General features: G+C 70.2%; 25 protein-coding genes. 18 read left to right on the top strand and 7 right to left on the bottom strand.

The features are described 5' to 3' along the window. Positions 1-42 precede the first annotated feature (42 nt). The 7 genes from AC1UE4_RS04315 (at position 43) to msrA (ending at position 7,513) form a co-directional block, all read left to right on the top strand. Positions 43-870 (top strand): MEDS domain-containing protein, encoded by an 828-nt coding sequence (locus AC1UE4_RS04315; RefSeq protein WP_482915989.1) that lies wholly within the window; start codon positions 43-45, stop codon positions 868-870. Further along, positions 867-2,840, top strand: coding sequence for a PAS domain-containing sensor histidine kinase (locus AC1UE4_RS04320; protein ID WP_482915990.1), 1,974 nt, complete (start codon positions 867-869; stop codon positions 2,838-2,840). The genes AC1UE4_RS04315 and AC1UE4_RS04320 overlap by 4 nt, the downstream gene beginning before the upstream one ends. Next, entirely contained in the window at positions 2,837-3,229 is a 393-nt protein-coding gene (locus tag AC1UE4_RS04325; RefSeq protein ID WP_482915991.1) for a response regulator, read from the top strand. The genes AC1UE4_RS04320 and AC1UE4_RS04325 overlap by 4 nt, the downstream gene beginning before the upstream one ends. Continuing rightward, positions 3,226-3,885, top strand: coding sequence for a response regulator transcription factor (locus AC1UE4_RS04330; RefSeq protein WP_482915992.1), 660 nt, complete (start codon positions 3,226-3,228; stop codon positions 3,883-3,885). Before AC1UE4_RS04325 ends, AC1UE4_RS04330 begins: the two co-directional genes overlap by 4 nt. 90 nt (positions 3,886-3,975) lie before the next feature. Beyond that, the gene (locus AC1UE4_RS04335; protein ID WP_482915993.1) at positions 3,976-6,756 is read left to right on the top strand and encodes a helix-turn-helix transcriptional regulator; all 2,781 of its coding nucleotides are present in this window, start codon (positions 3,976-3,978) and stop codon (positions 6,754-6,756) included. Between the two features lie 116 nt (positions 6,757-6,872). Then, positions 6,873-6,995: a hypothetical protein gene (locus tag AC1UE4_RS04340; protein WP_482915994.1), complete on the top strand. Its 123-nt coding sequence runs from the start codon at positions 6,873-6,875 to the stop codon at positions 6,993-6,995. Between the two features lie 2 nt (positions 6,996-6,997). Beyond that, entirely contained in the window at positions 6,998-7,513 is a 516-nt protein-coding gene (gene msrA, locus AC1UE4_RS04345; protein WP_482915995.1) for a peptide-methionine (S)-S-oxide reductase MsrA, read from the top strand. Between the two features lie 14 nt (positions 7,514-7,527). On the opposite strand, the gene AC1UE4_RS04350 is transcribed toward msrA, so the two are convergent. Further along, positions 7,528-9,282 carry an LVIVD repeat-containing protein gene (locus AC1UE4_RS04350; protein ID WP_482915996.1) on the bottom strand — a complete coding sequence of 585 codons (1,755 nt, stop codon included), beginning with the start codon at positions 9,280-9,282 and terminating at the stop codon, positions 7,528-7,530. 520 nt (positions 9,283-9,802) lie between these two features. On the opposite strand from AC1UE4_RS04350, the gene AC1UE4_RS04355 reads away from it, so the two are divergent. The 4 genes from AC1UE4_RS04355 to AC1UE4_RS04370 all read left to right on the top strand — a co-directional run bounded on the left by AC1UE4_RS04355 (position 9,803) and on the right by AC1UE4_RS04370 (position 14,389). After that, entirely contained in the window at positions 9,803-10,111 is a 309-nt protein-coding gene (locus AC1UE4_RS04355) for a hypothetical protein (RefSeq protein WP_482915997.1), read from the top strand. A 315-nt stretch (positions 10,112-10,426) separates the two neighbouring features. Further along, the gene (locus tag AC1UE4_RS04360; protein WP_482915998.1) at positions 10,427-11,647 is read left to right on the top strand and encodes a PIN domain-containing protein; all 1,221 of its coding nucleotides are present in this window, start codon (positions 10,427-10,429) and stop codon (positions 11,645-11,647) included. A 143-nt stretch (positions 11,648-11,790) separates the two neighbouring features. Next, the gene (locus AC1UE4_RS04365) at positions 11,791-12,708 is read left to right on the top strand and encodes an alpha/beta hydrolase (protein ID WP_482918196.1); all 918 of its coding nucleotides are present in this window, start codon (positions 11,791-11,793) and stop codon (positions 12,706-12,708) included. A 1,213-nt stretch (positions 12,709-13,921) separates the two neighbouring features. Next, positions 13,922-14,389 (top strand): AAA family ATPase, encoded by a 468-nt coding sequence (locus tag AC1UE4_RS04370; protein WP_482915999.1) that lies wholly within the window; start codon positions 13,922-13,924, stop codon positions 14,387-14,389. 252 nt (positions 14,390-14,641) lie between these two features. Here AC1UE4_RS04370 and AC1UE4_RS04375 read toward each other — a convergent pair whose 3' ends face one another. Continuing rightward, positions 14,642-15,961: an HNH endonuclease signature motif containing protein gene (locus AC1UE4_RS04375; RefSeq protein WP_482916000.1), complete on the bottom strand. Its 1,320-nt coding sequence runs from the start codon at positions 15,959-15,961 to the stop codon at positions 14,642-14,644. Positions 15,962-16,101: 140 nt separating this feature from the next. On the opposite strand from AC1UE4_RS04375, the gene AC1UE4_RS04380 reads away from it, so the two are divergent. Further along, a complete protein-coding gene (locus AC1UE4_RS04380; protein ID WP_482918197.1) occupies positions 16,102-16,431 on the top strand; it encodes an ArsR/SmtB family transcription factor in 330 nt (109 codons plus the stop codon). Further along, the gene (locus tag AC1UE4_RS04385; protein ID WP_482916001.1) at positions 16,428-16,985 is read left to right on the top strand and encodes an SRPBCC family protein; all 558 of its coding nucleotides are present in this window, start codon (positions 16,428-16,430) and stop codon (positions 16,983-16,985) included. The genes AC1UE4_RS04380 and AC1UE4_RS04385 overlap by 4 nt, the downstream gene beginning before the upstream one ends. Positions 16,986-17,010: 25 nt before the next feature. Here the strand turns inward: AC1UE4_RS04385 and AC1UE4_RS04390 are convergent, their stop codons facing one another. Then, positions 17,011-17,598, bottom strand: coding sequence for an isochorismatase family protein (locus tag AC1UE4_RS04390; protein WP_482916002.1), 588 nt, complete (start codon positions 17,596-17,598; stop codon positions 17,011-17,013). A 66-nt stretch (positions 17,599-17,664) separates the two neighbouring features. On the opposite strand from AC1UE4_RS04390, the gene AC1UE4_RS04395 reads away from it, so the two are divergent. Together AC1UE4_RS04395 and AC1UE4_RS04400 are read left to right on the top strand one after the other, a co-directional pair. Further along, a complete protein-coding gene (locus AC1UE4_RS04395) occupies positions 17,665-17,847 on the top strand; it encodes a tautomerase family protein (RefSeq protein WP_482916003.1) in 183 nt (60 codons plus the stop codon). A 74-nt stretch (positions 17,848-17,921) separates the two neighbouring features. Further along, positions 17,922-18,584: a hypothetical protein gene (locus AC1UE4_RS04400; RefSeq protein WP_482916004.1), complete on the top strand. Its 663-nt coding sequence runs from the start codon at positions 17,922-17,924 to the stop codon at positions 18,582-18,584. A 27-nt stretch (positions 18,585-18,611) separates the two neighbouring features. On the opposite strand, the gene AC1UE4_RS04405 is transcribed toward AC1UE4_RS04400, so the two are convergent. Beyond that, positions 18,612-19,523, bottom strand: a complete 912-nt coding sequence (locus tag AC1UE4_RS04405; RefSeq protein WP_482916005.1) for an RNA polymerase sigma-70 factor — start codon at positions 19,521-19,523, stop codon at positions 18,612-18,614. Further along, positions 19,459-20,958 carry an L-aspartate oxidase gene (locus AC1UE4_RS04410; RefSeq protein WP_482916006.1) on the bottom strand — a complete coding sequence of 500 codons (1,500 nt, stop codon included), beginning with the start codon at positions 20,956-20,958 and terminating at the stop codon, positions 19,459-19,461. The genes AC1UE4_RS04405 and AC1UE4_RS04410 overlap by 65 nt, the downstream gene beginning before the upstream one ends. 236 nt (positions 20,959-21,194) lie before the next feature. Here AC1UE4_RS04410 and AC1UE4_RS04415 point away from each other — a divergent pair, with 236 nt between their 5' ends. Beyond that, positions 21,195-21,512 carry an EthD family reductase gene (locus AC1UE4_RS04415; RefSeq protein ID WP_482916007.1) on the top strand — a complete coding sequence of 106 codons (318 nt, stop codon included), beginning with the start codon at positions 21,195-21,197 and terminating at the stop codon, positions 21,510-21,512. Positions 21,513-21,631: 119 nt separating this feature from the next. Continuing rightward, positions 21,632-22,078 carry a ras-related protein Rab gene (locus tag AC1UE4_RS04420; RefSeq protein ID WP_482916008.1) on the top strand — a complete coding sequence of 149 codons (447 nt, stop codon included), beginning with the start codon at positions 21,632-21,634 and terminating at the stop codon, positions 22,076-22,078. Positions 22,079-22,485: 407 nt separating this feature from the next. On the opposite strand, the gene AC1UE4_RS04425 is transcribed toward AC1UE4_RS04420, so the two are convergent. Next, complete coding sequence (locus AC1UE4_RS04425; RefSeq protein ID WP_482916009.1) at positions 22,486-22,755, bottom strand: hypothetical protein; 270 nt, start codon at positions 22,753-22,755, stop codon at positions 22,486-22,488. A gap of 323 nt (positions 22,756-23,078) precedes the next feature. Here AC1UE4_RS04425 and AC1UE4_RS04430 point away from each other — a divergent pair, with 323 nt between their 5' ends. Next, entirely contained in the window at positions 23,079-23,600 is a 522-nt protein-coding gene (locus AC1UE4_RS04430) for a pyridoxamine 5'-phosphate oxidase family protein (RefSeq protein WP_482916010.1), read from the top strand. A gap of 10 nt (positions 23,601-23,610) precedes the next feature. On the opposite strand, the gene AC1UE4_RS04435 is transcribed toward AC1UE4_RS04430, so the two are convergent. Continuing rightward, entirely contained in the window at positions 23,611-24,114 is a 504-nt protein-coding gene (locus AC1UE4_RS04435) for a peptide-methionine (S)-S-oxide reductase MsrA (RefSeq protein ID WP_482916011.1), read from the bottom strand. Positions 24,115-24,154 lie beyond the last annotated feature (40 nt).

Below are 24,154 nucleotides of genomic sequence, written 5' to 3' on the forward strand. Positions count from 1 at the left end.
CAGCGGCGTATGGTCGGAACATCCAGGCCGAAGGGGGTTGCGATGGACAACGAGCCCGGGCGTCAACAAGACGACGTCAGCAGCTGGGATGGGGTGGTGGCGCACGCCGGCCCGTGCGACCACATCGTCCAGCTGTACCAGGACCAGGACTTCCTGAACCGAGCCGTGTGCCGGTTCGCCGGTTCCGCCCTCGCGAACGGGGAGGGGATCATCCTGGTCCCGACGCTCACGCATTGGAACGCGATCCGTGCACGCCTCGAGGCCGAGCACGTCGACGTGGATGCAGCGCGGGAACGCGGACAGCTGACGGTCGTCGACGCCGACGAGTTCCTGCCCCGCTTCATGCGGGACGCGATGCCGGACTCACCCGTGTTCCTCGGCCTCGCCGCGGACGTCATCGGCCAGGCGCGCGACGAAGGCCGCTACCAGCGAGTGCGCTGGTGGGGCGAGATGGTGAACGTCCTCTGGGAACGCGGGGACGTCGCGGCGAGCATGAACCTCGAGGACCTCTTCGACCAGCTCGCCACGCAGCACGACATCGCGATCTTCTGCTCGTTCCTCATGGACAACTTCGATGGCGAGGTCCACGCGCACATGCTGCCGCGGCTCGGGACGAACCACTCCCACCTGATCCCGGTGGAGGACTACGCCCGCTTGGAGCACGCCGTGGCCGTCGCACTGCAGGAGGCGGTTGGGACGGACGAGGCGCGGATGCTCGAACGCCGGCTGCTGTCCGACGTTCCCCAGCCGTTCGCCATGCCGCGCGCGCAGGCGCTGCTGCTGGCTCTGCGTCAGGTCCTCCCGACGGTGGCCAACCCCGTCCTGCGACGGAGCCGCGAGCTCTACGCCGCATCGGGCGCCGCGCGATGACGGGCCGGGCCGTCACGCTCAACGGCGGCTGGACCGGCTTCGGCACGAGCAACGGCGAGGCCGTGGCGGGGAACGCGTCCACGGCGGACCTGGTCAACATCCTCGACACCGTCGACGTTCCCATCGTCGTCGTCGGGCGGGACCTCGCGGTCGCCGGCTTCAACAGGGCGGCGGCGCGTGTGCTCGCCCTCTCGCGAGCGCACATCGGGTGGGCAGTGGCCGACGTCGCGGCGCTGGCGGGCCTGGCCCGGCTGGAACAGCGCTGCAGCGAGGTCATCGCGGGGGGGTTGGAGACCCGGGTCGACTTCCACGACGGTGACGAGCGGTTCGTCGTCCGGATATCGCCGTACATGACGGGCGATGGGCATGCCGCCGGCGCCGTGCTGACGTTCACCGACGTCACGGCGTTCCGGGCGAGCATCGATCAGGCCGTCTACGAGCGTGAGTGCACGAAGGTCATCCTGAACACGGTGGCCGACCCTCTGGTCGTGCTGAGCGCCGATCAGCGCATCCAATCGGGGAACCGCGCCTTCTACTTGATGTTCGGGGTGTCGCGCGACGAGACGCAGGGAGCCGCGCTCCACGACCTCGCCGACGGAGCCTTCGAGCTGGAACCGTTGCGCAAGCAGCTCAGGAAGCTGCTCGCCGGCGGCCAGTCGTTCCAGCCCATCGAAGTGGATCGCGTTGCCACGCCGAGCGGGCGCCGCACGCTGATCCTGGACGGCCGGCCGTTGTCGTTCCCGGGCCATCCCGAACGCCGGGTCCTCGTGACGTTCCAGGACATCACGGCGCAAAAGCAGGCCCAGACGGCCAAGGACCAGCGTTCCGAGGAGGAGCTGCGTCGCAGCGAGGCGTTCCTCGCAGAGGGCCAGCGGCTCAGCCTGACCGGCAGCTTCTCCTGGAAGGTCGCGACCGGCGAGATCACCTGGTCGGAGCAGCTCTACCGGATCTACGGGTTCGAGACCGGCGTTCCGGTCACGCCCGAGATGACGCGCGAGCGCGTCCATCCGGAGGACCTCAGCCTGGTGGAGAGGATGCTCGAGCAGGCGCGCGACGGGCTGGACGACTTCGAGTGGCAGTACCGCCTGGCGATGCCCGACGGCTCGGTCAAGCACCTCCACGCCGTCGCGCACGCGACGCACAACCAGGAAGGCCAGCTGGAGTACATCGCGGCGGTGCAGGACGTCACGGCCCGCCGGATGTCGGAGCAGGCGCTCGCCAAGGCCAGGTCGGAGCTCGCGAAGGTCACGAGAGCCACGAGCCTCGGGGTGTTCACCGCGTCGATCGCGCACGAGGTCAACCAGCCGCTCTCGGGCATCATCACGAACGCCGGTACGTGCCTGCGCATGCTCGATGCCCATCCGCCCGACCTCGACGGCGCGCGCGAGACCGCCAGACGGACGATCCGGGACGGCAACCGCGCCGCGGACGTGATCACGCGGCTTCGCGCGCTCTTCAGCAAGGAAGGCCTGACGCTCGAGCCGCTGGATCTCAACGAGGTGACGCGCGAGGTCATGGCGCTGACGCTCAGCGACCTCCAGCGCAACCGGGTCGCCCTCCGCACCGAGTTCGCCGCGGACCTCCCGCGCATCACCGGCGATCGCATTCAGCTTCAGCAGGTCATCCTGAACCTTCTCCGCAACGCGTGTGACGCGATGGCCGACGTGGACGACCGCCCGCGGCACCTGCTCGTCACGACCCGGAGGGAGGACGGCGATCGCGCGCGCGTGAGCGTGCGGGATGCCGGCGTGGGCGTCGACCCCGAGGGCATGAACAAGCTGCTCGACGCCTTCTACACGACGAAGAGCGACGGGATGGGGATCGGCCTCTCGGTCAGCCGCTCCATCATCGAGAGCCATCACGGTCGCCTCTGGGCGGAGCCGAACGACGGACCGGGTGCCACGTTCTCGTTCTCCGTCCCGAGCGACCCGGTGAGCGCCGGACGCGCCGAGGGGGTGGGGCGCTCATGACCGACGAGCGTTCGCTGGTGTCGATCGTCGATGACGACGAGTCCGTGCGCGAGTCGCTCCCGGACCTGCTGCGGCAGTCGGGCTTCGCCGCCGAAGCGTTCCCGTCCGCCGAGGCCTTCCTCGCGTCGGAGGCCATCAGCGAGACGAGCTGCCTGTTGCTGGACATCGCGATGCCCGGGATGTCGGGCACCGACCTGCAGGACGAGCTCGCACGCCGGCGGCAGGGGATCCCCGTCGTGTTCATCACCGCGAACGGCGACGACACCCTCCGTCCCCGCCTGATCGCGCGCGGAGCGGTCGAGTGCCTGTTCAAGCCGTTCAGCGAGGCGGCCGTGCTGCGCGCGGTGCGCGACGCGGTTCGGCGCCCACCCTCCGTCAGGACGACATGAGGCAGGCCTGCCCGGTTGTCTTCGTCGTCGACGACGACGTGTCGGTCCGGGAATCGCTGGAGCTGCTGATCGGCGCAGCCGGCTGGCGTGCGGAGACCTACGCGTCGGCGGAGGAGTTCCTCGCCGCGGCGTGCGCGGACGGTCCGAGCTGCTTGGTGCTGGACGTGGCGCTTCCCGACCTGAACGGCCTCGACCTCCAGAAGCGCGTCGTCGACCGGGGCGACATGCCGATCATCTTCATCACGGGGTACGGCGACGTGCCGACCACCGTCGAGGCGATGAAGGCGGGCGCCGTCGAGTTCCTCACCAAGCCACTGGGCGACGACGTCCTGCAGGACGCGATCGCGAAGGCGATCGAGCGCAGCCGCGCTGCGCTCGCCCGCGAGGCGGAGCTGCGGGCCGCTCGTGCTCATCACGCCTCGCTGACGCCGCGCGAGCAGGAGATCATGGCGCTCGTCGTCTCCGGGCTGCTGAACAAGCAGATCGCGGCCCGGCTCGAGATCAGCGAGATCACGGTCAAGGCTCATCGCGGCCGGGTGATGCGCAAGATGCAGGTCGGCTCCCTCGCGGACCTGGTGCGGGTCGCGTCGGCTCTCGACGTCCCTCTGGCTCCCCCCATGTACACGAAGGTGTCGACCGACACCATCGTGCAATAGACCCACTCGGCCGCACGCGCCATCGTCGATCCGGGATCGCGCGGAACGGATCCCGGCGAGAACGAACGAAAGCTTCGGGTGGCAGCCGAGATGCGAGATGGGGAGGAACGCGGCGGGCGTGCTTCGCTGCTTGGGAGGCGGCGGGAACGCCAAGCGCTCGATCGCATGCTCGCGGCCGTTAGGGCGGGGCGGAGCGACGCGTTGGTCCTGCGAGGCGAGGCGGGGATCGGCAAGTCGGCGTTGCTGGAGCACCTCGTGGGAGGCGCGTCCGGGTGCCGCGTTCTGCGGGCGGCCGGCGTCAAGTCCGAGATGGGCCTCGCGAACGGGGCGCTGCATCAGCTCTGCGCCCGCATCCTCGAGCTCCGCGAGCGCCTGCCCGTTCCCCAGCGCGATGCACTCGAGGCGGCGTTCGGCATCGACACCGACGTCGGGTGCGATCGGCTCGTCGTCGGCCTCGCAGTGCTCGGCCTGCTCTCGGAGGCGGGGAAGGAGCGGCCGCTGGTCTGCGTGATCGACGACGCGCAGTGGCTCGACGAGGAATCCGCCCAGATCATCGGCTTCGTCGCACGCCGGCTGCGGGCCGAGCGTGTCCTGATGGTGTGCGCGGGCCGCGTGGGCGCCGGGCACGACTTCCTCGCCGGGCTGTCCGAGATGACCGTCGAGCGGCTGGACGACGGCGACGCACGCCTCCTGCTGCTCGCCAACGTGCAGGGACCGCTCGACCCCGCCGTCTGCGATCAGGTCATCGCGGAGAGCCACGGCAACCCACGGGCGCTCCTCCACCTGCCGCGCAGCTGGAACGCCGCCGACCTCGCGGGCGGGTTCGGCCCGCCGCGTGCCCAGCCATCGGCTGGGCAGCACGAGCAGACCTGCCTCCCGGGCCTCGACGCGCTTCCACCCGAGACGCAGCTTCTCGTGCTCGCGGCGGCCGCGGAGCCGCTGGGCGACCCCATGCTGCTCCACCGCGCCGCGAAGGCGCTCGGCCTCGACATCGCCGCCGCCGAGCCTGCCGTGGAGGCCGGGCTCATCAAGATCGGTGCGCGCGTCGTCTTCGCGGATCCGCTCGTCCGGGGCGCTGCGTACCGCTCGGGCACCGCCGCGGACCGGCACCGCGTGCACCACGCGCTGGCCTCCGCGACGGACGCTCGGGAGGACCCGGACAGGCGCGCCTGGCACCGCGCGCGAGGGGCGTCCACGCCCGACGAGGAGATCGCCGCCGAGCTCGAGCGTTCGGCCGATCGCGCGGCTGCACGCGGCGGCTTCGCGGCGGCGGCGGCGTTCCTCGAGCGCGCGGTCGCGCTCACCGTGGACCCCACGCGGCGCGGCGATCGCGCGCTGGCCGCCGCAGAGGCGAGCCTGCGTGTGGGGGCGGACGACACGGCCCTCCGGTTCGTGGCCGCGGCCGAGACCGGACCGCTCGCCGAGCTCCAGCGCGCCCGCGCGGACCTGCTGCGCGGCCGCGCTCAACTTGCCTCCGGGTCCGGCGGTGACGCTCCGCGACTCCTGCTCGATGCCGGGCGGCGGCTCGAGCGCTTCGACTTGGAGCTCGCGCGCGAGGCGTACGTGACCGCCTGGAGCGCTTCGAGCGTTCCCGGGCAGGGAGGGGGAGCGAGCGTCAGGCCGGACGTCTGCCGCGCCATGCGGCAGCTGCCCCGGCCACAGGGCGCTCCGCGTTCCGTCGACGGGCTGCTCGACGGGCTCGCCCGGCTGTCGTCGGACGGATACGCCGCCGGCGCGCCGCTCGTGCGGCGTGCAACCGCGGCGCCGGCCGACCTCCCGCTGGACGACTGCCTGCGGTGGGGGTGGATGGCCCCTGAGGCCAGCGGCCTGATCTGGGACATCGAGGGCATGCACGAGCTGTCGGCGCGGCAGGCAGGGCTCATGCGCGACGCGGGAGCGCTCGCCGAGCTCTCGCTCAACCTGCGGCAATGGGGCATGGCCGCGGCGTGGACCGGCGACTTCGAGCGCGCCGCCTCGATCGGCGCGGAGTCGGACGGTGTCGCGGCGGCCGCCGGACGTCACGTGCCGCCCTACATCGCCCTGCGGCTGGCCGCGCTCCGGGGCAGCGAAGCCGAGTGCTCGGGGCTCATCGCCCGCCTCGGCGAGCAAGCCGGTGGTGCGGCGCAAGCGATCGCGACGGTCCACGCGCAGTGGGGGAAGGCGGTGCTGTTCAACGGCCTGGCCCGCTACGAGCAGGCGGCGACGGCCGCGCGGCAAGCCGCCGTGGGCGCGGCGGCCCCGTCGGTGCCTGGCATCTGGGCGCTGCCCGAGCTCGTCGAGGCCGCCGCGCGCGCGGGCGATGCCGAGCTGGCACGCGATGCGCATCGCCGGCTGGCGGAGATGACCGAGCACTGCGGCAACGACTTCGCGGCGGGCATCGAAGCCCGCTGTCGCGCGCTCGTCGCTGCGGGCGCCTGCGCCGCCGACGCCCATCTGGAGGCGATCGACCGGCTCGGGCGCACGCAGCTCCGCCCCGAGCTGGCCCGGGCGCATCTCTTGTTCGGCGAATGGCTGCGCCGGGACGGGCGGCGGGTCGAAGCGCGTGAGCAGCTGCGGACGGCTCGGGGCATGCTCATGGCGATCGGGATGGATGCGTTCGCCGAGCGCGCCCGGCGGGAGCTCCTGGCAACGGGCGAGAAGGTGCGGAAGCGCAGCGTCGAGACGCGCGACGACCTCACTCCGCAGGAGCAGCAGATCGCCGGACTTGCGCGCGACGGGATGTCGAATCCGGCGATCGGTGCGCAGCTGTTCCTCAGCCCCCGCACGGTCGAGTGGCATCTCCGGAACGTGTTCAACAAGCTCGGGATCCGCTCGCGCCACGAGCTGGCGAGCGTGCTGGCCGGCTCGGACCCGCAGGTCGCGCGGGTCTGAAGCCCACGCACCCCGGGGAGCGGACCGGGGGGCTCACCGGTGCGACGGGCGGAGAAGATGACCAGGCTTGGTCCTGCGCAACCCGCGTGAGGCACGAGCTCGTCGAAGGAGACGACATGCGATCCCAAGCCCAGTCCCGCGACCACGACGGCGACGCGACGACCCGCTTCACCCTGGCCCTGTGGGTCGTGGCCGAGCTGCTCTGCACCGGAGCGTTCATCGCGTGGGTGGTCCTCTGACCATGTCGAGCGACACCGAGACCGCCATCCTCGCCGGGGGCTGCTTCTGGGGAGTGCAGGAGCTGCTGCGCCACCGTGACGGGGTCCTTCGCACCCGCGTCGGTTACACGGGCGGTCGGAACGACAACCCGACCTACCGCAACCATCCCGGTCACGCCGAGGCCGTCGAGATCGTGTTCGATCCCGCGCGGATCTCGTACCGGGACATCCTCGAGCTCTTCTTCCAGATCCACGATCCGACGACCCGGGACCGCCAGGGCAACGACATCGGCTCGGACTACCGCTCGGAGATCTTCGCCATGAGCGACGAGCAGCGGGAGGTCGCGGAGGCCACGATCGCCGACGTCGACGCATCGGGCCTCTGGCCCGGCAAGGTCGTCACCGCGATCAGCGCCGCCGGCCCGTTTTGGGAGGCCGAGCCCGAGCACCAGGACTACCTGCAGCGCTATCCCAACGGCTACAACTGCCACTTCCCGCGGCCGAACTGGAAGCTGCCGCGTCGCGAGCACGCGGCGTAGGCGCCGGTCGACGTTCAGCTCGTGCGGCGCGTGCACGGGTGGTACGTGCGGCGCGAGGTGATCGTCCGGCCGTTGCGCAGCTGCACGCGGATGACGAGCCGGACCGTCGAGCGCTTGAAGCCGCGCAGGTCGACGGGCACGGTGACCTTGCGCCCGCGACGCGAGACCTCGATGCGCTTGCCGGCGAGCGTCGCGGACGCCTTGCGGATGCGCTTCCCGCGCGGCGCGAACACATGCGCGGCGAACCGGCGGCGGCCGCTGCAGGTCGCCGCTCCCTCGCTCGCGGATCCCTTCCAGATCGAGTCGGCGACGCGCAGGGCGTAGAAGCCGCTCGTGCCGTCGGTGAACCACACCTCGCGCCGCTCGGGCACGAACGCCGGCTGGCTCATCGCGTACGCGCTCGCCTGGTTCTGGTTCTCCGGCTTCGCCTTGACCGGCGGGACGTAGTAGCCGACCTCGCGCGGCTTGGCGGGGTCGCTGATGTCGAACAGGCGCAGCCCCGACGCGATGAACGAGCAGGCCACCAGCGTGGGGTCGACCGGCGAGGAGAGGTTGCAGTAGTGCGCGGCGTAGCCCTGCGCGCCGCCGTTCTCGCCCTGGGCTCCCGGGTCGCCGGCGTACTTCGCGTGCTCGGCGGGCTCGTTGATCTGCAGGCGCAGGTGGGACACGATCCGCGGCCGCCGCTCGTCGGACATGTCGAAGATCCGTCCCGCGCCGACCTGGTTGGGGTCGCCGCTCGGGTCGAGCGTCCCCGCGTTGTACTCGTCGAACTCGAGCACGTACGGCACGCCGCGCGAGGTGAACGGCATCGCGTTCTGCGGGATCGACACCCGATCCCACGTCGTACGACTGATCTCGCGCGCGTGCGGGTTGGGCTTGCGGGCCTGGATCTCGCTCGTGTCGAGCACGATCATGTCGCCGAACTGCGTGTCCGGGTTGGCGAGGTACGCGCGGTTGCCGTCGGGGCTGAGCGTCATGCCGTGCGTCTGCTCGTCGCCCTGCCAGACGACGTACGGGTTCTTCGGATCGGTGACGTCGATGGCGGTGATCGAGCGGTAGGCGGTGCCGGTCGCGTAGAACGTCTTGCCGTCCTCGGAGAAGCCGCTCTCGTGGCCGAGCCGCGCGATCGGCCCGCTGAACTGCAGCTCGGGCTTGCGGCAGTCGTTGTGCGCGTCGTAGATCGAGACCCAGCCCGGGTACGTCGCCGGGTTCCCGCTGACCGCCGCGAGCAGCCCGCGCTTCCGGTTGAGCGCGAACGACTCGTGCGGCGTCAGCATCGCCGGCTCGGTCAGCGTCGCGGTCTGCACCGGCTTGGCGGAGTCGGTCATGTCGAGCACCGCCACGCCGACGCTGCTGCTGTTCAGGTTGAACGCGTTGGCCGGGAACAGGAGCGCGGTGTCGTAGTACGCGCACTCGTGCCCCTTCGCGTCGATGTAGCGGAACGTCTTGAACCCGCCCGAGTCGCCCTGGTGCGCGATCTGCGCGAGGTTGCACCAGAGGCCGGCGTCGGCCGAGCCGGCGGGCACCCCGCCCTGGATGTCCGGCTCGGGCTTCGAACCGGGACCGCACTCCGCACGCGGGGTGGGGGCGACGGGCGGCCCGTCCGCCTTGACGATCTGCGCGGCGTCGGGCCGGTCGCCGAATCCCTGGCCGAGCGCGAGCAGGTCGTTCGGTTGAGTGATCGCCTGACGCGGCACATGCGCGCCCGCGGACCCTGCGAGCACGAGCGTGGCGAGCGAGATCAGTGCGAGCAGGCGACGGGCGTTCATGGCGGGCGCGGACGCTAGCCCATGCACCAGCTCCGCTGACGCGGTTCCGCACGTCCTTGCCAGCCCGATGGCCCGGCGGTCTCGTGCTGCCGCAATCGCCTCCGCCCCAACTGACGGCTCGTCCGCCCGTCCTCGCCTTGCCTTGCCCTAGCAGGCCGCAGTGCGGCGCCGAGATTCGCGCGGCGCAGCGCGGTCATCGACGACAATTCACATCGACACCCGGCTGTCGCTGTCACGCGGAAGCAGTAGCCGGGGCGCCGATGCTGCTGCTCCTCGTCCAAAGCGACAGTGAGCGAGCACCGCGCGTGAAGGGTTCGGCGCTACTGACGGCATGACGCCCCAAACCGGGTTCAGCGGGTCAGCGGCTGACGGCACCGTGTCCCGAACAGATGTTTGCTTCTTGCGTCTGCGCGGTAAGACCAGACAACGCCAGGAGCCGGTGTGGCATTCCCTCCTCGCGGCCCCCCTGGGCGACGAAGCACCTCTGTCGCCCGTCCTGAATCAGTCCCTGGAGGACCACATGAGCACTTCCGCTTCCCCGCGCGTCGGCGCGACCGACCGCGATCACGGCAGCAGCATCGCGCCGCGCACCAACCGTCGCCTGAGCACCGAGACGAAGGCCGCGTTCAAGACGACCGAGTTCTTCTCGTACGTCGCTGTTCTCGCCGGCATCCTGATCGCCGGCGCGGTCGTCGACTCGTCCGACGCCGGCGGCTACGGCGCCAAGCAGGTCTGGCTCTACGCCACGATCCTCACCGTTGGCTACATGGTGTCCCGCGGTCTCGCCAAGTCCGGCAGCCGTGACCCGTACGACGCCGACGAGCGGTAGCCGTTAGCGGCGGCTGCTCGGCCGCCGACTGCCGTCCCATCGGGCCGCGTCGACGACGCGGCCCGATGTCGTTCGTTCCGATGCCCGAACAACTGAACCGTCGGAATGAGGAAGTCGGGCGCGTCCGGCGGACCTGGTCTCCGTCCGCCAGCTCGCAAGGGCCGCACCCTCGCACGTCGAGTCGTCCGACGACCGCGATCGTCAAGGTGGGCAGGACACGCGGTCGCCACGAGGGCGGGAAGACTGCTGCCTCCATGCAAAGCGGAAGCTGGCCGGGTTAGCGACCGCCGGAGCGAGACCTACGCTGAGCGGGCGGTGTCTGATCTTTTGCCGGCTACTCAGGGTCTGCTCATAGAGCTTCTCGAGGGATTGGATCGAGCCGACGAGCACCTGCCGGAGCTGCGCGTTGGTCAACCCGGCCGCTCGGGGGCTCGGTACTGGCTCTACGGGCGCACGAACCGTTCGTTCCCCGGCCGACGGCCGACCGCACAGTTCGAGGAACTGCGCAGCGCAGGACTGATCAGGAAGCTGCGCCAAGGCAGCGCTGGGACCTACTTCGCCTTCACAAGCGAAGCCTTTGACGTGCGTGACCGACTCACGACGCAGCCGACCGCCCCCGCGCAGCGCACGCGTCCGACCGTCCCCGCTCCGGAACTGGATCGTGTCGTTTCCCACCGAGACGTTCTCCTGCAACTCGCCGGGGAGGCGCGGTCGGCGCTCGGTGAACTTGCCAGCAAGTCGGCGATCAGGACCTTCAGAAACGATCCGCACAGCGGGGTCTTCTACGTCCCCAAAAACCCGTATTCGTGGCTGCCTCTGGAGCCCACGGACGCGCCATTGCTGGCAGCCGCCCGCGCCGCCAGTAACGCGTGGTTCGCGGCGGCCAGACATGTGATCGGGGTCTCCGCGCCCGAGTACCTGACGGACTTTGACGACGACGCAGAGTTGCTGCGCACCATCTACGACCGCAGTGGCTCAAGCGCGGGGCCGAGGGCTGGTACAGCCGCGGCGCTCGTCGAAGGCCTAGACGCCTCACTTAATCGGCAGCTGGCGATCATCGACACGCTGGCCCCAGCTGACGAGCCGGACGACCTCTTTCTGGTGCCTGACACGAATGCTCTCCTGCAGGACCCCGCGATCGAGGATTGGGTCCTAGGCGACCAACCGGTGTGCTTTCTGATCGCCCAAGCCGTGGTTGCCGAGCTTGACGCGAAGAAGGTCGACGGCAACGTTCACGTGCGTCCGAAGGCAGAGAAGGTGATCCGGCGCCTCAAGGAGTATGGACGCAGAGGCGACACGCTGCGTGGTGTGAAGGTCAGCGAGGGACGGACCCTGCGCGAGCTCGCTTTCGCTCCGGACATGTCGCTGTATCCGAATCTCGATGCGGAGCACTTCGACGACCGAATCCTCGCCACCGCTTTGACCACGGCAGCAACTCACATGAGGTCCCGCGTCGTGCTGGTAACCCGCGACCGCAATTTCCAGAACAAGGCGCGGTTCTTCGGCCTCACCGCTCTGGACGTCTCCGACGTCTAGCGCCGGGAGCCGGGCCGCATCGCTGTCGCTTTGCATGGAAAGCGCAAGCGGGCGCGGGGCGCGCCACCGAGGCATCGCCCCCGAAGCTTGGTCGGCGCAGGCCACTGCGGCGTTGCTCGATGATGTGCTCCATGACCGTCGACCTGGCCGCTCGCCGCGAGCTGCACTTCGCCTCTGGCTCTGACCGGTGCCATGCGTGGCTCTACCTGCCCGAAGCCGCTGACGCCGGCCCGCCGCCGGTCATCGTGATGGCCCACGGTCTCGGCGCGATCAAGGTGCTGCGGCTATCGGCCTTCGCTGAGCGTTTCCAAGCCGCGGGCTATGCCTGCTTGATCTTCGACTACCGCTACTTCGGCGACAGCGAGGGACAGCCGCGCGAGCTGTTGAGCATCGCCCGACAGCGCGGCGACTGGCAGGCAGCCCTCCGCTTCGTGCGCTCCCTGCCCGAGGTCGACTCCTCGCGGGTGGTCCTGTGGGGGACCTCCTTCGGCGGCGGGCACGCGATCGCCACCGCCGCGGTCGACCGCGAGGTCGTCGCGGCGATCGCACAGTGCCCGTTCACGGACGGCCTGGCCTCCGTCCTGCAGATCGCGCCCCGGGAGTCGGCCAGGCTGATGCTCGCCGGCGCCAAGGACCGGCTCGCGCATCTGGCCGGCCGCGGACCGGTCCGAGTCAAGGTCGCAGCGCGCCCCGGCGAGCTCGGGCTGATGAACGACGCCGAGGCAGTGGACACGGTCATCGCGCTCCTCGAAGCCTCCGGACTGACGGAAGCTGAGTACCGCAACGAGGTCCCAGCCCGCATCGCCTTGGAGATCGCCTTCGACGCCCCGGGCCGCAAGGCCGGTCAAATTCAGTGCCCGATCCTCTTCTGCGTCTGCGACGCCGACAGCGTTGCCCCAGCCAAGGCGACGTTGCGCCACGCGGCCAAGGCACCCCGCGGAGAGATACGCCGCTACCCAGTCGGGCACTTCGACATCTACATGGGCGAGCAGTTCGAACGAGTCGTCGCCGATCAGCTCGCCTTCCTCCGCACCCACGTGCCGACCGCCGCCACGAACTAAGCAAGTCGGGACCCTCGCGCTCGCTCCCGCTTTGGACGACGAGCGGTCGTCGTCCTCACTGCTCCCGAGCACGGAAAGTCCAAGCGGGGGCGACATGCGCGTTGCTCGCGCTGCCAGAGGAAAGGAGCGGCGGCAAGCAGCAGGTCGCGCCCTTCGCCGCTCCGGTGATTGCGCGCCGCGACGGGCCCGGTTAGGCTCGCCGTGCGGCACCAAGAACCCTCGCGGGTCTGGGCCGCCCCAAGTCCAGTTGGAAGACGCCGAGAAGAAGTTCGGATGTTCGAAAGGGCTCGGATATGACGGCGGTCATTGGGACCGTGCGCCATCGCGGCGTCAACCGTCAAGGGAGGTAGCGATGGGCAAGGCACGTCTTTTTGCCGTTGCGGCGTGCACAGCCGCCGTTGCGGGCGCGTGGCCGAGTGCCGTGTTCGCCGGTGAGATCACCGGGAGTGGCAAGGGAGGTCCGAACGGCGACGGAACGCCGGGCGGGACGTTGAACGCGAGCTCGGCGTGCGCGTTCTCAGGGTTGGACGATGGAGCCGCGACGCCAGGCACAGTGCAGAACTACGGACATCGTGCAGATGACCCGTTCTTCGGCACGGTCCTGACACAAAAGGGCGCTAGCAGCCTGACGCTCTTCATCCATCCGCCGGGCGCGCCACCCGAGGGAATACTGGTCACGATCGGCTGCAATCCGCACGCCGGCCTACGGGGGTAAGCGGTCTGCGCTGACAATCGCGCCACCATTCACCCCTCACATCGGCCTCGCACCAGCCGCCGGATGGTCGAGGATGACGAGGACAGATCTGGGCCGAGCCCACCTCCGGTGGCGAAAGCGTCTTCACGTTCACGATTCCGACCGGCGCGAGCTGGCGGCGCCGCGCTCCGCACCGGGCGCGGCGCTGAGCAGTATTCCCGAGCACTGTCCCTTGGACGATCTGCGGCAGCGGCCGGCATGCGATGCGCGAAGCGCTTGCTGCCGATTCTTGGCGAGCGAGCTGAGGAAGCTCGCGCGGCGTCGCTGTCGCGATGAGGCACGAGCGGCAGCGCCCCTCGCAGCGCTCGCCCACTGTCGCAACGGACGAAGAGCGGCCGCTCGTCCGCTGCCGCTATTCGCGCTAAGCGAGTCTCCTGCCGCTGCTGGACCGGCATGGAAGACGCTGGCGCCGCGCGCCGGCGCCGGCGCCGGCGAGCGCTTCGCACGTAGGCTGAGGTCGTGCGCGTGCTGCTGACGGGCATGAGCGGAGCTGGCAAGTCGACGTTGGTCGACGAGCTCAGAGAGCGTGGCTACGCCGCACATGATGCCGACGACGGCTTCGCAGAGCCGCGAGCCGACGGGCGGTGGGGCTGGCGCGCCGATCTGGTCGCCGACCTTCTGGCGCGGGCGCCTGACCGGCTGCTGTTCTTCGCAGGCTGCTCCGAGGAGCAGGCCGAGCTTCCGTTCGACTACCGAGTTCTGTTGACGGCTCCGCGAGGCGTGCTGGTCGAGCGGCTACGCACGCGCACCACCAACTCGTACGGTCGCGATGACGCGGAGCTTGCCCGGGTTCTCGCGGATCTCGACGAGGTCGAGCCACTGCTGCGCCGCTCCGCCGACCTGGTCCTGACGGCAACGGTCCCGGCGGCCGAGCTGGCCGATGTGCTGCTCCGCCGAATCGGCGAGCTGAGTTCGGGCGAAGCCTAGCCCCGCGCTAGCGCTTCGGACGAGAGGTGGAAGCGGGGCCGAGGGGCAGGCTGCACTTCCGGTTCGCGCGAGAAGCAAGAGCGCAAGCCGACCAGTCAATTGACTGATCCTTTGCGCGGAGCGGACGAGGCGTCGTCACTGCGATCGAGCAAGGCGAGGGTCCTCCCGCCGCGCCGATCCCCGAGTGCGCGGGCTTTCGATCGGCGACCCGCCGTGGCGCAGCACGAGAACGTCTCCGCGGAACGTCCGGCGTCAGGCGACCTGCGGCTGCGCCGGCGTCGCCCCCGGAGGCCGAATGGGCGCGAACGTGAGCAGCGCATCGACGGCGGCGCCGGCATCGAGGCGGTCGCCGTACCACTGCGGCACGGTCGTGGTCGGTGCCATCCGGTGTCCGTTGCGGTGGTTGGCGTCGATGAGGCATCCGGGGCTACCGCGACGCTCGCGCGGGAGCGCGTCGATGGTCGTTCCGTCGGGGCGCCGGAAGACGAAGCGGGTGCCCTTGCGGCGGACTGTGTAGTCGCCCTCGTGAAGCAACCGGTGATGCCGGCGGCAGAGGTGCACGAGGTTGGAGAGCTTCGTCTCGCCACCGTTCGCCCAGTGGACGATGTGGTGCGCGTCGACCCAGCGATGCTGGTCGCAGCCCGGGAACTGGCAGCCGCCGTCGCGCCGTCGAAGGGCTCGGCGCAGCGCCGGCGGGATGATCCGCGACTTGCGCCCGATCGACAGCGCTTGCCCTTCGTGCTCGACGACCGGGACGAACGACGCGTCGCAGCAGATCCGCTTGGTGGTCTCGACCGCCAACGGGGTGCCGTTCTCCAGCTGGGCGGTCCGGGCGGTCGCGTCGATGCTGACGACGACTTGATAGCGATCGCCGCCGGTTCGGTGTCCGCCGAGGCCGTGCTCGAGCACGCTGTCGGCGAGTGCGACCAGCGCGTCGGCGCTGTGAACCTCGCGGCGGGCTTCCGGACCGTCGACCGCCGGGTCGGCATCGGTGGTGGCATCTGACGCGTCGGCGGCCCGCTGTGCGTAGAGCGCGTCACGCGCCGCTCCGAGTGCCTGGACGACGAGGGCGCCCTCGTCCGGAGCGAGCCGGCCGTGCAGCAGAACCGATCCGTCGTCGTCGTAAGTGACGCGGAGGAAGCGCGCGTCGTGTGAGCGGCCGGCCTCGACGGCCACTACCGACCGGTACCCGCGGACGATCCGCTCGAGCTGCGCGGCGGTGCAGGACCGGGCCAGCTCGAGCAGCTCCTGCTCACGCTCAACCTCCTCCAGACGCGTGAGCGCCCGCACCTTCGAGTAGCTCAGCTCACCGCTCTCGAACGCCGCGCTCACCAACGGCAGGTCGGCCAGGCGCCGCGCCACACGAACGTGCTCGCGCGCCGCGCCGGTGGCGATCGAGCACCGCCACGAGATCCAGTGAGCGCACGACCGGCACTCCCACCTCGCCCAACCCTCGCGCGCGTCGAACTCCCGGATGAGCCGCAGCCACCGCGCAGTCGCCGCGTTCAGGTGCGCTGCGAGCTCGGTGACCTGGTCGCCGAGCGCCTCCAGCGAGCACTGGTTGTCGTCCATGAGCTCCTCCTCGTGTGCGAACGTATGTTCGCACTTGCGCCGGACGGATTTGTGCGGTTGAACGTTCCCGCGGGAACGTCTTCAACGCCGCCGGGACGTTGCCACGGCGGCCCCGCGCGTGTGCGCTAACCTACAACCAAGTGGTTGTAGGTAATGTCGACCAGCTCTTCAGCGGACTCGCCGATCCGACGCGGCGCGACATCCTGCGGCGCTGCGCGATCGATGCCCCGTCGGTGTCGCGGCTCGCCGAGGCCTATCCGATGAGCTTCGCCGCGGTGCAGAAGCATGTGGCCGTGCTCGAGCGCTCCGGCCTGGTGGTCAAGGAACGCCGGGGGCGCGAGACGCTCGTGCGCACCGACGCCGCCGCGGTGGCCGGGGCACGGCGCGCGCTCGACGAGCTCGAAGACCTGTGGCGCGGCCGCGTGGCCCGCATGTCCGAAGTCCTCTCCGAAGAAGGGAACCCGAAGTGACCGTCATCAACGTCGACAAGGACCTCGACGCCTGCACCCTGACCATCACCGCCGAGTTCGATGCGCCGCTGGAACGCGTGTGGGAGCTGTGGGCCGACCCGCGCAAGCTCGAGCGCTGGTGGGGGCCGCCGATGGCCCCTGCGACCTTCGAGCGCCACGAGCTCGAGCCCGGCGGCACCGTCACCTACTTCATGACCAGCGCCGAGGGTGAGCGCTTCTACGGCGTCTGGCGCGTCGTCGCGGTCGACCCGCCGCGGTCGCTGGACGTCGAGGACTCCTTCGCGGACGCCGACGGCAACGTCGATCCCGACATGCCCACCGGGCAGATGCACATGCGCCTCACCGAGGAGGACGGGCGCACGCGCATGGAGCTCACCTCGGTCAACGCCTCCAAGGAGGAGATGCAGCAGCTGCTCGACATGGGCGCCGCCGAGGGCATGCAGGAGGCGATCGGCCAGATGGACGCGCTGCTCGCGGGGGACGGCCGCCCGGCGGGTGGGCGTCACTCACGCCCGCGGAGCGGAGGATCGCCACGCTCGTCGCCGAGGGACTGACGAACCGCGAGGTCGCCGACCGGTCCTACAGGCGGAACGGCGCGGGGTTGAGCTGCGGGTCGGCGTCGATGATCCGCCGCGACGCCTCGACGGTGCGCACCCACTCGTACCCGATGCCCTTGGCGTGGTCGAGCTCCGCACCATCACGCGCCGCGCGTGCGAGGCCGCGCGCGTGCATCTCCCCGGGAGAGAAGGTCGCGTCCTCGATCACCAGCACGCGCAGGCCCGCGTCGAGCAGTCCCACGGCCGACTGGGCGATGCAGATGTCGGTCTCGAAGCCGACGAGCACCGCGACCTGGCGACCGGTCCGCCGAATGGCCTCGTCGATCGTGGGCGTCCCACCCAACCCGAAGGTCGACTTGTCGAGCACCGGGGTGCCGGGGGAGAGGCGCTCGAGGATGCCCGCGTCCGTCGCACCGTTGTTCGCCGCGTCCTCCTCGGTCACCACGACCGGGACGTCCAGGCGCGCAGCGAGGGTCACCAGCCAGCGCGCCCGAGCCAGCGCGGACGAGGCCGCAGCCCGGTCGGACTCCGAGAACGCGCCGTCGTCGTAGAAGCCCGGCTGCGCGTCGATGACGACCAGCACGCACTCCGACGGATCGAGAAGCGGCATGGAGCCGAGTACACCACAAGGCGCAGGTGAGGCACGATCCACGGAAGTCCACCGAAGGAGGCAGCCGTGCCGATCGTCACTGTGCAGCAGTCACCGCGCGATCTGGAGGCGAAGCGACGTCTGGTCGCCGGGATCACCGACGCATTCGTCGACGCGTACAAGGTCCCGAGGGAGCACGTCCAGGTCTTCATCCACGAGGTCGGCGACGAGAACTGGGCGAAGGCCGGCACCCTCGCGGCGGATCGTTGAAGACCAGAAGCGCTGATGTGGACCTGACCCCACCACGGGCGTAGAGTGGAGACCCCGGGCCAAGGAGGTCCTTCATGGACTCGCCCGTCAGGTTCACGCGGCCACTGCTCACCCTCACGATCGGGGTGCCGCTGGCTTGGGCCGTCTTGCTGTGGTTCCACCCGGACGTCGACCCCAACCACGTCTACGCCGACCTGCGCGAGGACGTTGTCGCCTACCAGATCGTCCACGCAGGGACGCTCGTCTTCATCGGGTTGATGGGCTTGGCTCTCTACCTCCTGGTTCGGGATTTGCCGGGAAAGGCCGCGAGGATCAGCCGGCTCGCGATCGGTCCGTTCGTGCTCTTCTACGCCGCCTGGGAGAGCGTGATCGGGCTCGCCATCGGGGCGCTCGTGCAGCACGGCAACGAGGTGCCCGCGCGCCAGCGGCCGGCCGTGGCGGACAGCATCCAGAGCTTGGGCGACAACGTGATCGTTGGCGACCCGGGCGTCGTGGCCATGGCGGGATCGCTCGCTTGGGTCGTAGCCGTTGTGGCGGCCGCCGTCGCATACCGCCAGGTCGGCGCGCCGCTTCTCGCCGCGATCTTGTTCGCGCTGTCGTTCATGGTGGTGTCGCACCCGCCGCCGATCGGACCGATAGGGCTCCTGTGCTTCGCCGGCGCAGTCGCGCTTCTGGCCCGAGCCCAACGCGTCTCCTCGCCACTCGAGGCACGAGCCACCCGCCCCTTGGCGACATAGGGCCCGACGAGACTTCCGCTTTCCCACCTACAGATGAGCCAGCTTCTCCGGGTTGCGGATGACTCGGAGCGTCTGGATCCGGCCGCCGACGACATCGATCGAGAGCACGCTGAAGACGTCGCCGGCGGGCGTCCGGAGGATCACGCCCGGCTGACCGTTCACGTGAACGAGTTCACGGCCGAGGCTGGCATCGCCGGTCATCTTCGCGGCCATCGAGACGACGACGTGCGCGATGCGCGACGCGCCGAACAGAGGCTTGCGGGCCGCCGTCGCCTTGCCGCCGCCGTCCGAGTACATCGCCGCGTCGTCGGCCAACAGCGCCTCGAGCGCCCCCAGGTCGCCCTCGTCGGCGGCTGCGAGGAAGAGCTCAAGGAGGCGGTCACGGTGATGGTCGTCGGCGTCGAAGCGTGGTCTGGATGCCTCGAGATGCTTCTTGGCGCGGGTGACGATCTGCCGGCAGTTGGTCTCGGTGCGGTCGACGATCACCGCGATCTGCCGGTAGTCGTATTCGAAGACCTCGTGCAGGAGGAACGCCGCGCGCTCGACCGGGGTCAGGCGTTCGAGAACGACGAGGAAGGCCTGCGACAGCGAGTCGGCCAGCTCCGCTCGCTGTCCCGGCTCGATGGTCGCGTCTCCGATGAGCGGCTCGGGCAACCAGGGCCCGACGTAGGTCTCGCGACGATCCCTTACGTCGCGCAGGACGTCGATCGACAGCCGGGTGGCCACGGTCGTGATCCAGGCCGCCGGCTCGTCGATGCGTGTTGTCGTGCGCACGAACCGAAGGAGGGCTTCCTGGGCGACGTCCTCGGCGTCGCTGACGCTTCCGAGCATCCGGTACGAGATGCCGAACGCGCGACGACGAACCGCATCAAGCTCAGCATCGGCCATTGCCGATCCCATGGTGGAACTCTGACGGAACGCGGTCGCCGGTTGTGACATCCCATCTCTCGTGGGCGAGCTCGCCGTCGCCGCGAATGACGCTGTGACAGCCGTCGAGCGCCGGGTCGGCTCGGGGGTGGTCGGTGCGGAAGTGGGCGCCTCGGCTCTCGCGGCGGGCGAGCGCGCTTCCGGCCACGAGACGTACGAGCGGGTGTGGGTCGTCGAGGAGCCGGCTGAGGCCCTCGTGGGAGCGTTCGATGCCCGCGTCCTGCGAGAGCGCGGCGCGTGTCTGCGGGGACGGCGGCGGGAGCTCCATCGGTGCCGGGACGCGCGCTCGCGAACCGTCGGGTTCGTCGAGAGCTGCCAGCGCAGCACGGCGACCCCAGACGAAGCATTCGGTCAGGGAGTTCGAGGCCAGCCGGTTCGCCCCGTGCAGTCCAGTACATGACGCCTCGCCGATCGCGTACAGCGAGGGCACTGTGGTCCGCCCCAACCCGTCGGCCACGACGCCTCCCGTGAAGTGGTGGGCAGCGGGCGATACCGGCACGGGTTCCTTCATCGCGTCGAGGCCCGCCGCCGCCAGCCGCGCCACGATGGTTGGGAAGCGCCCGGGGTCCACCATCCGCATGTCGAGGTGGACATGCGTCGCGCCATCGCGTCGCATCTGGAGCGTCACCGCCCGGGCGACCGAGTCGCGCGGCGCGAGCTCGTCGACGAAGCGCTCGCCGTCGGCTCCGACGAGCACGGCGCCCTCGCCGCGGACGGCCTCGCTGACCAGGTAGCCGTCGAGGCCGCGGATGCCTGCGACCGCGGTGGGATGGAACTGCAAGAACTCGAGGTCGGCGAGGGCGGCGCCGGCCGCATGAGCGAGCCGGATCCCGCTGCCGACGGCTGCGACCGGGGCGGTCGTCCGCGCCCAGAGCGCGGCCGCACCACCGGTCGCGAGGATCGTGGCGCGCGCAGCGATGGCTCGGCCGTCCGCAAGGACGACGCCGGCGCAGCTCCCGTCGTCCCGCAGCCACAACGCGCCGGCGCGGGCGTTGTCCAGCACCCGTACGCATCTGTCCTGGGCGACCAGCGCGGTGAGCCGCTCGACGATGTGGCTGCCCGTCGCGCCTCCGGCGTGGACGATCCTTCGCTTCGAGTGCCCGCCCTCGAGGCCGAGCGCGAGGCGGTCCGCCCGATCGGTGTCGAAGTGCACCCCGAGCGCCATGAGGTCGGCGACGATCCGCCCTGCGTCGCTCACCAGGACATCGGCCGCTGAGCGGCGAACGAGGCCCCGCCCCGCCCGCTCGGTGTCGTGGCGATGAAGCCGAGGCGAGTCCCCGGCACCGAGGGCCGCGGCGAGCCCACCTTGGGCGCGGTGGCTCGCGCTCGCGCTCGACGGCCCGGCGCAGACGAGTGCGACACGTGCGCCCTGCGCGGCCGCGCAGCACGCCGCGTAAAGACCGGCCGCACCGCCGCCGAGGATGGCCACATCGGTTCGGATCGTCATGCCAGCCTGACGGTGCGCAACTCGATCCCGTGACACCCGGCAAGTGGCATCTGCGTGTCACAACGGCCCCGGGCGCCACGTCAAGGGACCAGCATGCTCGCCCTGCCCACGAACGACGTCGACCCCCTGGTCGAGCTGCGCGGACCAGGCGGAGCGGGCACCTGCCACTCAGGCGGTTCTCCTTCGCGCGTCGCGCCGAGCATGCGTCCCCCACTCACGATGGAAGGAGCAGGCCGATGATCACCCTGAACGTGCTCTATCCGAACGAAGACGGCGCGAAGTTCGACATGGACTACTACCTCACGTCGCACATCCCGATGTTGAAGCGCGCGCTCGGGAGCGCGCTCAGAGGTTGCATCGTGGAGCAGGGGCTCGGCGGTCGTGCTCCCGGGACGAAGGCGGAGTTCGCAGTGCTCTGCCATCTGCGCTTCGATTCCGTCGAGTCGTACCAGCAGGCGATCGGCCCGGTCGCCGAGCAGATCCGGAACGACGTGGCGAACTACGCGAGCGAAGCGCCGATCATCCAGCTCAGCGACGTGGTAGTCGCGTCCTGATCAGCTTCTGAGCTTTCCATGCGAAGCAGCAGCAGCAGCGGCGTGGCGTGGTGGGGCGGCGGCAGATCACCCCGTCGAGGCGATGTGCATCAACCCGTCCGGTGCCTAGCGTCGCGCGCATGACCACCAAAGCTGCTTTCACAGAACAGGAATGGGATCTCGTTCGAGCCGGACCGCCGACCGCTGGAATGATCGTGATCTCCGCAGCCCGTGGCGGAACGATCCGTGAGACGTTCGAGATGGCGCAGGTGTACGGGGAGGCGCGCCGGCAGCACGGTGAAAGTGAGCTGCTCGACGAGCTCGTCTCGGCGAAGCCGACAAGGGATCACACCCGGTACCACTCGTTCGAGGAGCTCAAGGAGCACGGCCTCCAGCGGCTGCGCGAGGCCGTCGCGCTGCTCGAGGCCAAAGCGACCGCGGACGAGGTCGAGGACTATCGAGGATTCGTCCTGACGCTGACCCAGCGTGTCGCGGAGCGCCACGAGGAGGACGACGTGCGGGTGAGCCCCGGCGAACAGCAGGCGATCGATGAGGTGGCCGCCGCGCTCGGCGTCGCGCACCGATAGCCGCTGGGTCCTTGGTTTCGCGTTCGGGGACGCCGCTCGACTCCACTCACCACGCAACGCCCAAGTGACTCGAGGGTGCCCGAATCGACCCCTCCGGTCCCCACTTCGGCGAACCTGGCAGTACCTAACCGGAACTCGTCAAGGATGGGGAGCCGGCTGCTTGCTCGTCGCGCCACGGGCTGCTGCTTTGCATGGAAAGCGGCAGCGGCGAGCTCGCGGGGACCAACCGCTGCTTTCGGCCAAGGCGAGAGCAAGTTCGGCGACGCACGCGGCACCTCTGCGGCGATTGGCAACCCCTCGCGGCGACACGCAAGTGTTCGCGTCGCGCGCCGACGGCATGCAGCCGTTTTTGCGACGACGTCGGCGAGGAGGCCGGCGACCTCCTCGCGCGGGCCGTCGTGGGCGTCCTAGACGCCGTCCGGCACGTTGCAGTCGTGGGACTGCGCGCCGAGCGTGATGGCGTCGGAGAAGGCAGGGCCGCCGTTCGCGTGGACGTAGGCGGAGGTCTGCGCGCCGCCGTCGTTGTTGTTGCGGTTGTAGTAGCCGTTGACCTGGCCCTGGCACGAGGCCTTGAGCGAGGGCTGGGCAGCGCTGGCCAGCGCGCCGGTGGGAGCGGCAAGAACCGCGGAGGCGAGCAGCGCTCCGGACGCAGCGATGAGAGACAGACGACGAGCCATGGTGGCCCTCCCTTGGATGAACCGACCGACGGTCATGCCGGCCTCGAACGCGGCGGAAGGTAACGGCGATCCCGCGGACCCGCACTCGTCCATCTGTCCATCTTCCGGCGCGATGCTCCAGGGCCCGCGGATGGGCCGGTCGGCCGGTCGCGGCAAGTTCTCCGGCGGGAGGCGTTGGAGCGACCAGGCTGGGCGCTCCTGCTTTGGACGAGAAGCAGCAGCGTGGACCGGCGATTGCTCCGGGAGATTCGACGCGCACCGCGGCGGGCGTGGGGGCGGAAGCCGGGCGATGAGTTCGCGGCCGCGGGGCGGTCTTGACCGACATGAGGAACCGTGAGCCCACAGCTACGAAGAACCTCGACGAGACGTCCGAGGCCGACACGATTCCGTGGAGCCGGGCGTCCGATCTGCTTGACGGTGGTGCGCTCCGGGAGGGTGCGGCGGTCTTCCTTGGCACGGTGCGGCCCGACGGCCGCCCGCACTCGGCGAGGGTCGGCGCCGCCTGGTACGACGGCGACGTCTACTTCCAGACCGGGCAGCAGACCCGCAAGGCCCGCAATCTCGAGGTCAACCCGGCGTGCACGCTCTCGATGAGCCTGGCGGGCATCGATCTGGTCTTCGAGGGCGTGGTCGAGCGGGTCACCGACGGTCCGACGCTCGAGGCAGTCGCCGCTGTCTGGCGGGAGGGCGGCTGGGCAGCCGAGGTCAGCGGGGACGGGATCGTCGCGCCCTACAACGCGCCGGGCACCGGGCCGCCGCCATGGCGCGTCTACCGCGTCGCCGCGCACACCGTCTTCGGCGTCGCGACGGCAGAGGCATACGGCGCGACGCGCTGGCGCTTCTGAGGGTGCCTAGCTAGACGTGAGGCCCAGCGGTCTGCGTGCGCGGGAACGGGCGCTTGGTGCCCTCGGGGTACTCCGGGAACCGAAGGAGGTAGTCCTGCATCTCGGCCCGCTCCTCGAGGAAGCGGCCGGCCGCGCTGACCCGCGTGACGGTCTCGCCGAGCCAGTGGCCCGCGGCGTCGACCTCCGCGATCGTCTCCTCGGCCACCCTGCGCTGCTCCTCGCTCGTGTAGAAGATCTCGGAGCGGTAGATCGACCCCACGAGATCTTCGCCGAGGTCCGCACGGTGGACCTGGAAGAAGTACTCGAGGAGATCTCGGAACGAGAGCCGCTCGGGATTGAACACGACCTTGACCGCCTCGGCATGACCCTGCGGTTCTTCCTCGGTGGGGGTCGCCCCCTCGCCGCCAATCCATCCCACGCGCGTTGCAATGACGCCGTCCGGGTGACGCAGCAGCTGCTGCATGATCCAGAAGCAGCCTCCGGCGAGGATCGCAGTCTCGGTGTCGCTGCTCATGGCTCCCTCCTTGCGCGGAAGCACTGTCGAGACTACGCCC

The sequence above is a fragment of the Parviterribacter kavangonensis genome (genome assembly GCF_056863335.1).